General features: G+C 37.0%; 18 protein-coding genes. All 18 read right to left on the reverse strand.

Annotation, left to right across the window (positions count from 1 at the left end; genetic code table 11):
• Positions 1 to 11 precede the first annotated feature (11 nt).
• Positions 12 to 986 (reverse strand): ATP-dependent 6-phosphofructokinase, encoded by a 975-nt coding sequence (locus tag AC2H4K_RS10125; RefSeq protein ID WP_272852113.1) that lies wholly within the window; start codon positions 984 to 986, stop codon positions 12 to 14.
• A 7-nt stretch (positions 987 to 993) separates the two neighbouring features.
• Positions 994 to 2,349, reverse strand: coding sequence for a dicarboxylate/amino acid:cation symporter (locus AC2H4K_RS10130; RefSeq protein WP_272852114.1), 1,356 nt, complete (start codon positions 2,347 to 2,349; stop codon positions 994 to 996).
• Positions 2,350 to 2,358: 9 nt separating this feature from the next.
• Positions 2,359 to 3,420 carry a class I fructose-bisphosphate aldolase gene (locus tag AC2H4K_RS10135; protein WP_493742370.1) on the reverse strand — a complete coding sequence of 354 codons (1,062 nt, stop codon included), beginning with the start codon at positions 3,418 to 3,420 and terminating at the stop codon, positions 2,359 to 2,361.
• Positions 3,421 to 3,431: 11 nt separating this feature from the next.
• Positions 3,432 to 4,445 carry a type II glyceraldehyde-3-phosphate dehydrogenase gene (locus tag AC2H4K_RS10140; protein ID WP_127844254.1) on the reverse strand — a complete coding sequence of 338 codons (1,014 nt, stop codon included), beginning with the start codon at positions 4,443 to 4,445 and terminating at the stop codon, positions 3,432 to 3,434.
• 19 nt (positions 4,446 to 4,464) lie between these two features.
• On the reverse strand, positions 4,465 to 5,820 hold the full coding sequence (locus AC2H4K_RS10145) for an APC family permease (RefSeq protein ID WP_493742371.1): 1,356 nt from the start codon (positions 5,818 to 5,820) through the stop codon (positions 4,465 to 4,467).
• Between the two features lie 7 nt (positions 5,821 to 5,827).
• A complete protein-coding gene (locus AC2H4K_RS10150; RefSeq protein WP_127844252.1) occupies positions 5,828 to 7,183 on the reverse strand; it encodes an NAD(P)/FAD-dependent oxidoreductase in 1,356 nt (451 codons plus the stop codon).
• Positions 7,180 to 7,641, reverse strand: a complete 462-nt coding sequence (locus AC2H4K_RS10155) for a universal stress protein (protein ID WP_127844251.1) — start codon at positions 7,639 to 7,641, stop codon at positions 7,180 to 7,182. Before AC2H4K_RS10155 ends, AC2H4K_RS10150 begins: the two co-directional genes overlap by 4 nt.
• A 12-nt stretch (positions 7,642 to 7,653) precedes the next feature.
• Positions 7,654 to 8,364 carry a lycopene cyclase domain-containing protein gene (locus AC2H4K_RS10160; protein ID WP_072316395.1) on the reverse strand — a complete coding sequence of 237 codons (711 nt, stop codon included), beginning with the start codon at positions 8,362 to 8,364 and terminating at the stop codon, positions 7,654 to 7,656.
• A gap of 4 nt (positions 8,365 to 8,368) precedes the next feature.
• Complete coding sequence (locus tag AC2H4K_RS10165; RefSeq protein WP_493742372.1) at positions 8,369 to 9,163, reverse strand: AlbA family DNA-binding domain-containing protein; 795 nt, start codon at positions 9,161 to 9,163, stop codon at positions 8,369 to 8,371.
• 5 nt (positions 9,164 to 9,168) lie between these two features.
• Positions 9,169 to 10,377 (reverse strand): hypothetical protein, encoded by a 1,209-nt coding sequence (locus AC2H4K_RS10170; RefSeq protein WP_493742373.1) that lies wholly within the window; start codon positions 10,375 to 10,377, stop codon positions 9,169 to 9,171.
• A 21-nt stretch (positions 10,378 to 10,398) separates the two neighbouring features.
• The gene (locus tag AC2H4K_RS10175; protein WP_493742374.1) at positions 10,399 to 11,646 is read right to left on the reverse strand and encodes a multicopper oxidase family protein; all 1,248 of its coding nucleotides are present in this window, start codon (positions 11,644 to 11,646) and stop codon (positions 10,399 to 10,401) included.
• Between the two features lie 29 nt (positions 11,647 to 11,675).
• The gene (locus AC2H4K_RS10180; protein WP_493742375.1) at positions 11,676 to 11,951 is read right to left on the reverse strand and encodes a DUF5676 family membrane protein; all 276 of its coding nucleotides are present in this window, start codon (positions 11,949 to 11,951) and stop codon (positions 11,676 to 11,678) included.
• A gap of 42 nt (positions 11,952 to 11,993) precedes the next feature.
• Complete coding sequence (locus AC2H4K_RS10185; protein WP_493742376.1) at positions 11,994 to 12,440, reverse strand: hypothetical protein; 447 nt, start codon at positions 12,438 to 12,440, stop codon at positions 11,994 to 11,996.
• Between the two features lie 23 nt (positions 12,441 to 12,463).
• Entirely contained in the window at positions 12,464 to 12,679 is a 216-nt protein-coding gene (locus AC2H4K_RS10190; RefSeq protein WP_493742377.1) for an SHOCT domain-containing protein, read from the reverse strand.
• Positions 12,680 to 12,698: 19 nt separating this feature from the next.
• On the reverse strand, positions 12,699 to 12,917 hold the full coding sequence (locus tag AC2H4K_RS10195; protein ID WP_493742378.1) for a heavy-metal-associated domain-containing protein: 219 nt from the start codon (positions 12,915 to 12,917) through the stop codon (positions 12,699 to 12,701).
• A gap of 11 nt (positions 12,918 to 12,928) precedes the next feature.
• Entirely contained in the window at positions 12,929 to 13,198 is a 270-nt protein-coding gene (locus AC2H4K_RS10200; RefSeq protein ID WP_493742379.1) for a hypothetical protein, read from the reverse strand.
• Positions 13,199 to 13,255: 57 nt separating this feature from the next.
• Entirely contained in the window at positions 13,256 to 13,858 is a 603-nt protein-coding gene (locus AC2H4K_RS10205) for a WG repeat-containing protein (RefSeq protein WP_493742380.1), read from the reverse strand.
• 70 nt (positions 13,859 to 13,928) lie between these two features.
• The gene (locus tag AC2H4K_RS10210; RefSeq protein ID WP_493742381.1) at positions 13,929 to 14,510 is read right to left on the reverse strand and encodes a helix-turn-helix domain-containing protein; all 582 of its coding nucleotides are present in this window, start codon (positions 14,508 to 14,510) and stop codon (positions 13,929 to 13,931) included.
• Positions 14,511 to 14,634 lie beyond the last annotated feature (124 nt).

The raw sequence follows: 14,634 nt of genomic DNA on the forward strand, positions 1-14,634 counted from the left end.
AATTTAAGATTTTATGAACCAAAAAGTTCTAAAAGGTCCTGCAGTTCTTCATCTATATGGTGCTGTTTTACGACACTTTGAAATGAGGTTGTGCAAATCATATTGTTGTAGAGCCCAACCATTACGTTTTTAGAGCCTCTTAAAAGCACATCTACAGAAGCAGCACCAAGCCTGATTCCCAACATTCTGTCAAAAGCAGACGGGTTGCCGCCACGTTGCACGTGTCCTAACCTTGTAATTCGCAAATCGGCCTTTGGGTTGACTTCTTTAATTTTAGATGCCACTACGTCTGTACCTACTTCATCACCTTCGGATACTATTATTAAGAATGCATCCTCACTATCATAGTTTTTTACTTTTTCTAATAAAAATGTCAAGTCTTGTGTGCTTTCAGGAATTAGAATTCCATTGGCACCGACAACCAAGCCAGAATGGATACCTATATATCCTGAATCCCTTCCCATAACTTCTACAATGAAGACGCGGTCGTGGGATTCGGCTGTATCACGTATTTTATCAATGTTTTCAATGGCAGTATTTACTGCTGAATCAAAACCAAGGGTATAATCTGTTCCTGAAATATCATTGTCTATAGTGCCAGGAATACCTATAAACGGGATGTCGCATATTTTTGAAAAAACAAGTAAACCTTTAAAAGTACCGTCACCACCAATAGCTATTAGCGCGTCAATATGGTTGGCCTGTAGTGTCCGTAATGCTTTTTTTCGACCTTCTAGAGTCATAAAACGTTCACTTCGTGCTGTTTTTAGAATAGTGCCGCCTCTGTGTGTTATTTTTTGTAATTCGTGTGATTTTAATGTAACTAAATCACCGTCTATTAGTCCTTCATATCCTTTTCGAAACCCACTTAATTTGATATTATTTATTTCAGCAGATTTTGCGATGGCGTACAACGCAGCATTCATCCCGGGACTGTCGCCACCAGAAGTAAATACGCCAATATGTTTAATTTTATCAGTATTCATTAATTTATCATTCTAAATTTGGTTTATTATCTGTTTTGATATTGGCTAATGACAGTCTTTTTCCATACAAGGTGTTGAATACCATACAAGCCGTAAGGTCGCCCGTAACATTTACTGCTGTTCTAAACATTCCTAAGAGACGTTCCACACCGATGATAATGATGATACCCTCAGCAGGTATACCAACACTTCCTAAAACAGAAGCGAGAATCACCACACCACCACCTGGTATGGCTGGGGTGCCAATGGACGCTGCTACAATGGTTACAATGACAACAATGATGTTAAGCAAACTCATTTCTAAGCCATAGGCTTGAGCTATAAAAAGGGTTGTTATGGTTTGATAGAGTGCTGTGCCATCCATATTAACGGTTGCACCAATAGGAATAATAAAATTACTGACGGTCTTATCTACATTTAATTCTTCCTCTGCTGTTTGAAGCGACAACGGCATTACGGCTGCAGAACTAGTGGTAGAAAAGGCCAATAGTTGGACATCTCTAATCTTTTTAAGGAATTGAAGCGGGTTAGACTTTCCAAGAAAGGCTACTAAACAAACGTAGAAAATCACAAGTAGTAACAGACCAAGCAGGACCACTCCCGCATAGTAAGTTAAACCCGATAATGAACTTAAGCCAACACTAGAGGTAAGCTGCGCCATAAGCCCAAATACGGCAATAGGTACTAGAAGCATTGACCATTTTACTACCGTCATACAGACTTCCTGTATGGCGCTTAAAAGAAGCTTTACTGGGCGCAGTAAAGAATCCTCAAGCGATAGCACAGCTACACCAATAATGATTGTGAAAATCACGATACTTAACATCTCACCGCTTACCATTGATGCCAATGGATTTTCAGGAAGCAAATTTGATATGGCATCGGGTATGTTTTCAAGTCCGAAAGACAGTTCAGAACCCTCTGAATTCACCACGGATATATCGTTGTGCTCTGATAGCGATTGTTGATGTAAAAAGCGTCCTGGTTTAAAGAGTTGAGATATAATCGTGCCTATACTTACTGAGACTATAGTGGTACCGAGAAAATAAAGCAGCACGCCACCACCAAGTTTTTTGAGGCTATCTTTATCATTGCTTGCGATACCTGTTATGATGGATGCTACAATTAATGGAATCATTATCATCTGTACTAGTTTAAGAAATAGCACTCCTGGAAGTGCAAGCCAATTACCTACCACATCAGCAGTTTCTTTGGATACCCAGCCATTTTGTGGGCTTAAGAGCAACCCAAAACCAACACCAAGTAACAGGGCGATAATGACTTTGAGCCATAGTCGGTTTTCTACTAGCTTTACTAAATAATCGTTAAGCGATTTAAGCGATTTTATCTCTGTGTCAAACATTCTTTTTTGTTATGCGATGTCAATTTTATCCTCCAGATATACCTGTTGAACCGATTGTAAAATATTTACACCCTCACCAAAAGGTTTTTGAAATGCTTTCCTACCCATTATCAGCCCAGAACCACCAGCTCTTTTATTGATTACGGCTGTGGTAATTGCCTCGACCAAATCAGACTCTCCTTTAGAGCCACCTCCGGAACTAATTAATCCTATTCTGCCCATATAGCAATTGGCGACTTGTAATCGACAAAGGTCAATGGGATGTTCTGTGGTAAGGGTTTTATACATTTCATCATCATATTTTCCAAATCCTATCTCTTTGAAACCAAAATTATTGGTAGGTAATTTTTGTTTGATGATGTCTGCTTGAATAGTAACACCCAAATGGTTTGCCTGCCCAGTTACATCGGCAGCTGCGTGATAATCTTCCTTGTTGGTTTTAAATGCCTCGTTCCGTGTATAGCACCATAAGATGGTGGCCATTCCCAGATTGTGTGCTTCTTCAAAAGCTTCAGCTATTTCTTTTAGCTGTCTGTTGCTTTCTGCTGAACCAAAATAAATCGTAGCTCCTACGGCAATTGCTCCCATATCCCAGGCATTTTTTACCTTACCAAATAATGTTTGGTCATATTTATTTGGATAGGTAAGTAGCTCGTTATGGTTAATCTTGACGATAAAAGGGATTTTATGGGCATATTTTCGGGCGTTTAATCCTAAAACCCCAAAGGTGGAAGCCACACCATTGCAACCAGCTTCCATAGCAAGTTTTATGATGTTCTCTGGGTCAAAATAATCTGGGTTTTTATAGAATGAAAAGGCCGCGCTATGCTCAATACCTTGGTCAACAGGAAGGATACTTAAATAACCAGTTCCTGCCAGATTTCCGTGATTGTATAATTGGGAAAGGCTACGAAGTACCTGTGAATTTCTGTTGCTATTGCCAAACACCTTGTCTATACTATTTGTGCTTGGTGTTTGTAACTCATCTTTTGTTATTTTTTCACAAACGTGTTCTAAATAGAAGTCTGCTTTTTCTCCTAAAAGTTCTACTATATTCTTGTCTGTTTTCATCTTGATAGTATTTAATGGATTCCTAAACTTTCATTTGTTTTGGCTATGGATTTTGTACCATCTGTTTCAATTCCAGTTAATGCCCTAATAGCATCAATTGTTTCCGGGATTACAATAGCTTGGTTATCGACTACATAGGCATAAAAAAGTTCATCTCCCTGTACTTTGAGCATATCTTCCCACAGCGCAACTTCATACATATCGCCCCAAGGTCTTCCCATATCCAGAAACATTTCTTTAATGGTGTTGTTAGAAACCAAGCCTTGGTCATATCGAATTAGTTTAATACGACTTGAAGTTTTGAAAGCATTTAGCACTTCTTCCTTTGTCGCCTGCTTTTTCAATTTCACATTCCAGTAGTGCATATGGCTCAATGTTTCGGGTACTTTTACCGCTGCGGTGATGACATCCAGTTCTGGGTCAACACTTTTAGCATCTGGACCTTGATGGCTTGGGATATCTTTTTCGGGAACCATCGTATTCATAATACCACCTAAATGACTTTCCCAAGGGTCTGTAGCTCTTCTTAAAAGTGTACCTCTGGCATAATCCAATAAATCGGCTCTTTTTAAAGCGGTCAAGGTTCTTAAAATAGACGTAGTATTACAAGAAACTACTCTTGTCGCATTCAAGTTTAGAGCGGATTTGTAATTATTTTCTGCACTAAAGGAATGCCCTGTGGTTTCGTGTTTTTCGCCACCGTGTAGAATAAATTTGATGTTTTGCTCCTTGTAGATAACGACATTCTGAGCGGCAATTTTTTTGGGTGTACAGTCCACTACAAGGTCTGATTTCTTTAAAAGTTCCTGCATATCGCCTTTTACCGAAATCCCTTCAGATTTCATTTTATCAGCAGCATCTTTAGTTGCTGCATAAATATCATACTCCTTTCTTACGGCATTTTGAATGCGCCAGTCGCTAATGATATCGCAAACTCCCGAAAGCTTCATATCGTTTTGTAAGTTGATGGCATCTGCCACCCTTTTTCCAATGACTCCGTATCCTATAACTGCTACATTTTTCATATAAATTGTTTTTAATTAATTATGTTTTTTTGTTTTTGTCACTTGTATTCTTCATTCCCATCGGCATATTACCTTCATCGTCTGTATGTGAAATCATAAAAAGGCGTTCCGCCACAAGTATTAGAACAATCCCAATTGCCGCGACAATAAGAACCAAAGGATCGTTCAGATATTTTATATAAATAAAGGCCGAGAGTACTGCAACATCCAGTATAATGGCAATCACGGGGATAATTGGTTTAAAATCCACTTCTTTTCTAAGATTGCGGAACAGCCCCCAATGGATAGCGATATCCATAATAAGGTAAAAAATAGCCCCAATGGATGCTATCCTTGTCAAATCGAAAAGCACGGTCAGTAAAATGGCGAGGGAAGACGTGAATACTAGTGCTGGATTTTTTAAGCTACCAAGTTTGGTTAAAGAAGGCACCTGTTTCATATTGCTGAGCATTGCCAACAAGCGTGAAGAGGAAAAGATACTGGCAATGACCCCAGAAACCGTGGCAATAATGGCAATGCCAATGGTAATCCAGGAACCCCATTCCCCAAAAACAGGTTTTGCGGCGGCTGCAAGGGCATAATCTTTAGCTTCGATTATTTCAGGAATGCTTAAACCTCCCGCAACAGCTAATGCCAGGGCTACATATATCAGTGTGCAGATAAGTATGGAAAACACGATAGACCTACCAAGATTTTTATGCGGGTTTTTAATATCGCCCCCTTGGTTCGTGATAGTGGTAAAGCCTTTATAAGCAAGGATAGATAACGCCAAAGCGGCCACAAATCCGAAGCCTTGTGGTAATGTCTCAGTATTTTTGGGAATATAGTTTCCCGTAATATCGGCAAAACCTGAAATTGCAAGGCCGGCAGTAGCTAAAATTGCTATTCCCACTACCTTTATAATAGCGGTAAATGTCGCGGTGGCACCAATAACCTTATTGCCCAGGATGTTCACTATATAAGCAACAACAATTAGCCCAACACCCAGGGTAGAGGCATAACCTGCATAGGACTCGGGAAATAGTCTCAACGTATATGCTCCAAAAGTGCCCGCCACCAGACTTTCGGAAACTACCATTGATACGTACATCAGCAAAGAATAAAACCCTGTTGTTGTTCCAGGTCCATAGGATTTGTTAAGGAATTTAACCACACCTCCAGACGATGGAAAAGCATTTGAAAACTTGACATAGGAATATGAGCTAAAACCCACCACAACAGCACCTGCAATAAATGCAATGGGAAATAGATCACCCACCAACTCTGCTATTTGCCCCATAAGGACAAATATGCCAGCACCAATCATTACGCCTGTACCAAGAGATATGGAACCTATTAGGGAAAGCTTATTATTTTTATCTGTGGTGTTTTTCATTTCAAAATTATTTTGTTCTGTTTTTAACCGAAGATTTCGGTTTAAAGTTTCTAATAATCAGGCGGTTGCTCTTTTCATAAGTGAAATAACTTACCGCCCAATTAAAACCAACCATCAATCTATTTCTAAATCCACTTATGGACATCAAGTGAACAACGGACCACAGCAACCAGGCGAAATAGCCTGCAAATTTAAATTTGCCCAAATCGGCAACTGCCTTGCGTTTACCTACGGTTGCTAAGGAACCTTTATCTTTATATTTGAAAGGTTTTATGGATTTGTTATTTATGATATTTAATATCGAATCGCCCAGGTATTTACCTTGTTGAATAGCGGTCTGTGCTACTTGTGGATGTCCTTTTGGGGTTTCTTTGGAAATGAGTGCTGCGATATCACCTATGGCAAAAATATTTTCGTAGCCTTCTACTTTTAAATTGGCATTGGTTTTAATACGGTTGCCTCTGACTACATGTTTTCCATCAATACCATTTGGGAATTGTCCTTTTACGCCAGCCGTCCAGATAAGATTTTTAGCCAAAATGGTCTTACCACTTTTGGTAGTGACTTCGTTGCCGTCATAATTGCTTACAGCTTCATTTAATAATACCTTTACATTCAAATCCTCTAAATATTTGAGGGTTTTCGATGATGCCTTGTCTGACATTGTGCCTAACAACTCATCAATGGCTTCTATTAGATAAATATTCATAATGGAAGAAGGGTACTCTGGGTAATCTTTGGGAAGGATGTATTTGCAAAACTCTGCCAAAGCTCCTGCCATTTCTACGCCTGCTGGACCACCACCTACTATTACAAAATTTGTCAGCGTGTCGCGTTCTTTATCATCACAAGTAATAGCTGCCTGTTCCAAATTTTGCAACATCATATGACGGATGTTGAGGGAATCGCGAATATCCTTCATCCCCAAACTATTTTCGGCCACAGAATCCATCCCGAAGAAATTGGTGGTCGTGCCAGTAGCCAACACTAAATAGTCATAAGAAACACTTCCCTTATTGGTCAATATAGTATTTGAATCAGGTTGAATTTCCTCAACTTCAGCCAAACGAAAGAAAACATTTTTATAGCCATTGATTTGTTTTCTGAATGGAAATACAATACTGTCAGGCTCCAGGGCACTCGTTGCCACTTGATATAATAAAGGCTGAAACTGATGGAAGTTATTTTTATCGAGTAAAACCACTTGAACTTCTTTGTGTTTCAGTTTCTCAACCAATGCCAAACCTGCAAATCCTCCACCAACGATAACCACACGAGGTAATTTAGTATCGGGAAGACATATCTCATCTGTTATCTTACAGGTGGATTCCAACGTAATGCTATGTGTTTGCTTTTCTTTCATTTTTTATTTCTATCTCTTGCAATCAGTACTGAACATTTGGCATTTGTGGTTAAATATTGTGATACTGAGCCCAATACTAAGCGAGAAAAAGCACCGTGACCCTGAGAGCCTACTACAATTAAATCTGCACCCCAATTTTCTGCTTTTTCATTAATAGTACTTTTGGGCAGTCCGCTAACAACACTTGTGGTTATGGTAAGTGCCTTGTTTTCGGCCTTGATTTTATCGAAAGCTTCTGAAACGATTTTGTTTCCCAATTTTTGAGCGTTACTTCTAATTTCTTCTATGTAATTTCCTATCTTGCCGCCCATAGTATGCAATCCCAGACCGGTTGTTTTAGGAAGTTCATAAACATTTATAATATGAATTTCACTATTTGAGGATAGGGTCATTTTTATAAGTTCGTGAATGGCTACTTTACTGAAATCTGAACCATCTATGGCCAATAATATTTTCATAATTTGAATGTTTTAGTTGGTTGACATTTCTTTCGATTTTATAAGTTTTCTCCAATACAAGTGTTCATATAATCCAGACCAATACATACCAAAGGTGAAAGCGAACAGTAACTCTTCAATTGGGATTCCCAAAACAAGAATATGGGTCAGGTTGTCTAGATTCCAGTACAGCTCCACATATTGCGGATAAAACGGAAGGATGCTTCCGAAATAAATGAAGTACAGTATGGTAAACAAGATTCCTCCAACCCATATCTTTCCTTTTAAATCTGGGCGACAGTACAATGTTGCCAAACCACCAAAAAACATTGCAATGATGCCACAATAGATGTGGTTAAGCGTGGTGAAAAGACTAAATATGACGAATACAATGGCTGGAACAAAAAGTATATAAATATGTAGCTTATGTCTTTGGTGGCTCCGTTCGGTATGAGGCATATCTATATAGCCTTTTTTGAATATCAGATTATACAATACCGTCCCTATTCCGCCAATGGCAAAAGAGAAGATAAGGCTCTCAATATCAAAACCTGTTCTTTCCGCTAAATGGAATAAGGAAGGCGGCATCCAATATTCTGGTACAAATAATGGTTCTGTTAAACCAAAGGGCATCGTAATAAGGCTCATTTTGAGCATTTCTTTTCTATACCCCTTTTTTGACAAATAGATTATTGCCCAAAGAGCAAGAATTATAAGAGACCATATGAACCAGACATATTGCATAGACCTATTGCTTTCTATTTTCTAAATAATTAACAGCTTCTTTAACCGATAGTGGATAAGTAGCGTTACCTGTCCGAACATAAAAGGTGGTATTTTCGGTATCGCTAACGTACACAGGTTTTTCAGAAGGTTCAATATCAACTAAACACACATCTTTTTCATTTAAACTATAGAAGGAAATGTGATTACTGAAACAAGCTTCGTGGCCTAATTGTGTAGAAATGATTCTGAAAACCTCACGCTCATAACCATCCCTATTTTTGTGTTTGAGTGTATTAAAATCCTTTTCCAGACCCAAAACGTTTCCGTCGTCATCAACACCAATAATTAGTTTGCCGCCTTTTGCGTTCATAAAACCTACAATGGTCTTGGCAATGACCTTTTCTAAATCGCGATTGGTTGTTTTTCGATAATAGTCATACCGTATAGAAGATTTAAATTCGACACGCTCATTTTCGCCATCTGCAATAATTTCAGATAGGTCTCGTTGTAATAATTTATGTTGCTTATCTATTTTAATATTTTTGCTCTTAATTTTAATCCAAAATAAACTGCTAATTAATCCTAAAACAGCACCAAAAAGTGTAAGTAAACTACTCATTACTCTCATATTGAAACTAAAAGATTCGTTGAGTCGTTCACTGAATATTTCTTGAAATTTAGAAAGTGAAAAGGGTATGTCATTAAATTCAAACCAGTACATAACCATGGTGAAAGGGTGCAGGAAAAAGTAAAATATTCCTGCACCAATGATAATTTGGATTAATATTGTTTTAATATGACTTAATATATTGTTCATGAAACTTACTTTATATACCCATGTTCTAAGTTCAAGATTGAGTTTCTGTCATCAAACTGATTATTGAATATTTTATTGAAAGAGAAGGATAATCCTACTTGAAATCTATGTTGGCTTTTGCCTAACAAAGGAGTTAACTCACCTCTGTTTTCGTGATATCTGTATTGAACCAATAAATCAAAATTGTTGCCTATTCTGTAAAACATATTTGAAATAAGAACATACTGATTGGCTCCACCATTGATTTCAGGTAATGACTTGTAACCACCACCTAATGATATCTGATAATTAGGTCGTTCAAGTTTCCTGTTTAAATAACGAACCATTCCAAAAAATGATTGGCTTTTGCTCCTTGTATAATCATCATAACTCGTTATATCTGAAATACCATCAATCCCAAAATTTGTTATGTTCATTAATTTAAAATCAACGAAATGAACAGGATCAGGGTGAATATTTAACGCTACATAGCTGGCTAGATTACTTAAATAAGTGTTAGAACCCGGTGAATTCGGGTTTTCAATGTCAAAGTTTACCGAACTTACCCCAATTTCTTTTATAATTTCCCTTTTCCAAACCTGACTTTCAGGTACTCTGTAAACTATTGAACCTCCAATTCCATTTAAAGAGAAGTCATTCGGGTTGCTGAAAGATTGATAATTTTCGCCATGTAAGGTTACATATAACCGATCCTTAAATATATGGGTGTACTCCAGAACATTTGCATATTGGTTGTCTTCTGTGTTAATGCCACTTGAGAATGGATTTAAAATATAATTAAACTGCATTACATCATCATCACGAAAAGTAGTAAACGAACCCAATGTTGTTTGGGTAGTTGTACGCCCTATTGTGATTATATTCCTTTTATTTTCAACTCTCGCCATTATTTGATTGTAGAAAACCTGACCCAGTCCGGTATTGGCATCAGGAAAAGAAAATCCCAAAACCATTTGACCTCTCCATCCCTTATATAGTTTCTGTCTAGCACCAATCATAAAATAACTATCCGAAAAATCGGAAATCGTTCTCTCTCCTTCATTCAACACTGGAATGTTTAAGGATGGAGTGCCTTTGTTTGAAAAATAATTGCCTGTTGTAATGGTTTTAAAACCGATTTCTATTTCGGGTAATAAATCTTCACCTCTTCCTTGACCATATCCTTGCATAAATATTAACCCAAGGAATACTATTGTTAATTGATATTTTTTCATTTCTTCTTTATTTATTGGTTATTATTCGTCTAAAGCAATTTTGGGTAGCTTGTCATCGCCCATTAGCATACTCTTCATATTTGAATTCATATTCATCCCTGTATTTTTATACATTGGGTTTCCAGAATACTTAGAAATAATCAATTCATCTTCAGGTAAATCTTCATAAACCAGAGCTAACAAATTTCCACCTGGGTACAGACCATTATTAGTTACTTTTCGTGTGTCATGGTCATGAAATGTCCATATACCTCTATTGTTTCCTTCGATAATAATATCGTAAGTCTTTCCTGGTGTAAGGGGTACTGTGTTTCTTTTCCAAGGTTGTGGTATAGGAATACCATCATCAGCTACCATCCAAAAATCATGACCATGTAAGTGTAAATTATGTATTTCAGCACCAGCATTTATGAGTCGAACACGGATGTTTTCACCAGATTTAATGAAAAGGTATGGTGTATCAGGATAAGATTTTCCATTTACTGTAAACCAATCAGCCTGTGGAATTCCTGCAGGTGCACGTCTGTTTAAAGCGTATGGTGGTTCCCACCCATTTTTAATAGATTCATTTAATTGGTCATGATTATTAAAGACTGCCCAACGTTCATGGTCAAATCTTCCCTTACTCATTAAATAAGAACGTTCATCCATGCGCTCCAACATTCTATTCATTTCTTGCCTGATAAAGTTTACATCGTGGGCAGAATAAATTAATGTATATTCTCTCTCATAAGGGAATTGCTTTTTAATTGTATCATTAGGGTCTTCAACAATAAGGCTGCCGAACATACCTGCCTGCATATGCAGTACGGTACCCCAGTGACAGTGATAAAAATGTGTTCCTATAGGTTTTGCTTCAAATTCGTAAATAAATTCGTTTTCTGGCATTACGGCAAGCTGGCTAACCATAGGGACTCCGTCCATACGCCAAGGGACATGCATGCCATGCCAGTGTATTGTATGGTTAATTTTTGACTTGTTTTTAAACTTTACTCTTACTTTATCACCATAATTCACTCTTATTTCTGGCCCAGGCACCATATCGTTAAATGCCAATGTGTGAAATGAGAAACCTGGTGCCGGTTCTTGTATTTTGATATCAACATAAAGTTCAAACTCTTTCCATTCGCCATCTTGTTTAAAGGGTAAGGGTTGTGGAAATTTGGTCTTTAATAATTCTTTGCTCTCCTTAGCGAGCAGGTTACCCGGGAAAAATATCATCCCTGCTGTGCTTAATGCACCTGTTGCAATGAAATCTCTTCTGTCCATAATTTATTATTATTTACTCTAATTTATTATTATTTACTCTTTATCTGCGCGTTATAAAATGCCCCAATACAGGCACCAACTAGCCAACCCAGTATGAAGGTCTGTATGATTCCCAGACCCGCTTCCCATAAGGGAACATCCATTCTGATGATGCTTGTGGTGTCTAAGCCGTGAAGTAGGCTATTAAAAAAGTCGATTGTGGCTTCCCTACCTGCAGTTGACATTACTATCATACAGCCCAAATAGATTAACGCTCCTGTAAGACCAAAGGCAAACCCGAGTTTTTTTACGTTTAATCGATACATAATTTTATGATTTTGAATTAGTTTTTATTAATTAAATTGCTTTTAATGGCAAGGCTCCATACCTTCTTTATCCTTCATTTTCTGACACATTGAATCTGCTATATTATCGTGCTCCAATACGTGATCGCAAAAGGTATCGCTTAAATGTTCATCAGCAGCTATTATGGGCATAAAATGATGGTTAGTAAGCACCATAAGGTCTGGATATTTAGTAATCATAGTACTTAATTTCCTTGCCAAAATAGTATCCTTGGCAGCGGCTTTTACCAACTCGTCCACCATCATGCCAGTTGCGTGGTCATTAGTCATCATCTTATCAATATATGTTTTGCTTAGGTCGTGATCTTCTGTCATCATGGCTAAAATCTTTTCCTGTTGTGATGGGTCTTTAAGCATTTCGCTTATAGAGTTTTCTTGTTTTTGTGAGCAAGCAGTAATCGTTAGAGCTATCACTATGACTCCTATAGTTCTTTTGACTGTTGTTTTCATTTTATTTTTAGATTTAGAAGTTATTATTCGGATTTTAAAATCTTTTTAGATTCTTCATATTCCTCCTTTGTAATGAAGCCTTCAGCAAATCTTTTCTTAAGAATGTCTAAAGGATCTTCTTTTTTTGATTTTTGATATGGGATATCTGCTGGGATGAAAAATATCCAAGCCAATAAAATAATCCATATAATCCACCATATTAGGTGCATACCTCCAAAGTGTCCGTCGTATAAATGCATAATGTTTAGTTTTAAATTGTTATTGATTTATTTTTGAAATTGTATATCCGTTGAGTTTATCAAGTTGCTTTTGTATGTCTTCAACCGAGAGCGTTTCGTTCATAGTGATAATTGTAGCACCTTTTGGTGCCAAAAAAATCTCTGCTTTTTCGATATTAGGATGATTCTCCAAGGTTTTCTTGACCCTTGCAACACATCCGCCACAGCTAATTCCGTTTATTTGAAATTTTTGTTTCATAACATTTGCTATTAATGATGTTGATGTCCTTTTCTTTTCTCTGTTGAACCATCATCAGACTGCTTTTCATTATGTTCGTGGTTATTATGGTTTCCATTGTTGTGTCTGTGTCCTCCGTGGCCGTGAGACCCGTGAGGCATAAACAGGTGAATGGCGAATATAAATAATATGAAGATGAAAAGGGAAGAGCCTCCTCCTATACCAAAAGAAGGTGCTAAAAAGATGAATAAAAGCGGTAAGCCACAGCCTATAATCATCCATATCCAGTGATTGTTTTTCATAATCTTTAGTTTTAATGTTATTTCGTGTTTTTATTTTTTTCGAGTGAATCCATTTCACTATTTGATTTTTCTTAAGTTCCATTTATTGTCATCGCTTTTTACAGCTATCAAATTATCTGAAATAAGTTTAGAGGTGATGACAGGCGGATTTTTGCTTTTGGTGTATTTTGGCGAAATATGTAGAGCTAATTGGGTTAAGTGGTCCAAGACGTTTCCGTTTTCATCAATGACCACTTCAAAATAATGGTAGTTAACAACATCTTTTTTAAAAATATCATTATAGCCTATGGTCTCTTTATGTACTATTAATGCCAAGGCCTTGTTACCTTGAAAGTTTGTGGCATTAAGGAATTGTGGCGCTATAATAGTTTTTCCAGATTTATCGATATATCCGTAATATCGCACACCATCTTTAACTTCAACGATTAAGCATTTGCTGTTACTGAATATTGGGTAGGTAGTATTATCTGTCTCTGTTGGTACCAGGTCATTTCTAAAATCTATAACTATTTTACCGTTTTGGTCAATAAATGCCCATTGGTTAGCCTTTTTAATGGCAGCAACACCTTCTTGAAAGGGTGAGATATAATCTATATTTTCTACAGTTTGGCTCATTCCTAATAGTGGAAGGAACATTAATATGATGAGAATTTTTTTCATTTTAGTTTGCTTTTATTTGTTAAAATAATTGAATGACTTAAGTATCTATCTGCATAATTTTCGTTGATATTTATATAATTTTATCATAAAAATTTCGCTTCCAATTTTCTGTGTTTTTATAATCTGTCATACTCATTCCAACCACATCCTTAAATTGTCTAGATAAGTGATTTACACTGCTGTAATCCAATAAGTACCCTATATCAGAGAAGGAATGCTGTTTAAGCTGTATGAGTTCCTTGACTTTTTCAATTTTTAATTTTATAAAGTACTTTTCAATGGTGGTCTTTTCCTTCGATGAGAATAGTTTGCTCAATGCCTTGTAATCTCGGTGAAGGGTTGATGATAAATGTTCTGAGGTCTTAACTTTTAACGTTAGTGGTAGCTCATCAAGTTGTTCAATTAGAATAATTTTTATTCTTTCAACAAGCATATCTTCTTCACTTTTTACAATCTCAAAACCATTTGCGTGCAGCACTTGGGCAACCTCTTGGTTAATTTGCGCATCGCTTATCCCGGGTGCTTCTACTAAAAGCTTTCCTAGTTCTAAGGAAAGGACCGTTATTCCTAGTTCTTGTAGTTCTTGCTTAATTACTTTTAAGCAACGACTACACACCATATTTTTAACCCAAAATTCTTTTGGTTGTGTCATATCTAATAGGGTATTGTTATTGGGCTTTTGCTCAATAGCCAATCCTGTAATTGAATGTTTACAGGGTAATTTGCAAATAAAACTGTAGGGAATAGGGTACAACAGTTTACAGCCAAAGACTAAG

This window comes from Winogradskyella sp. 266wxhm (assembly GCF_058964685.1).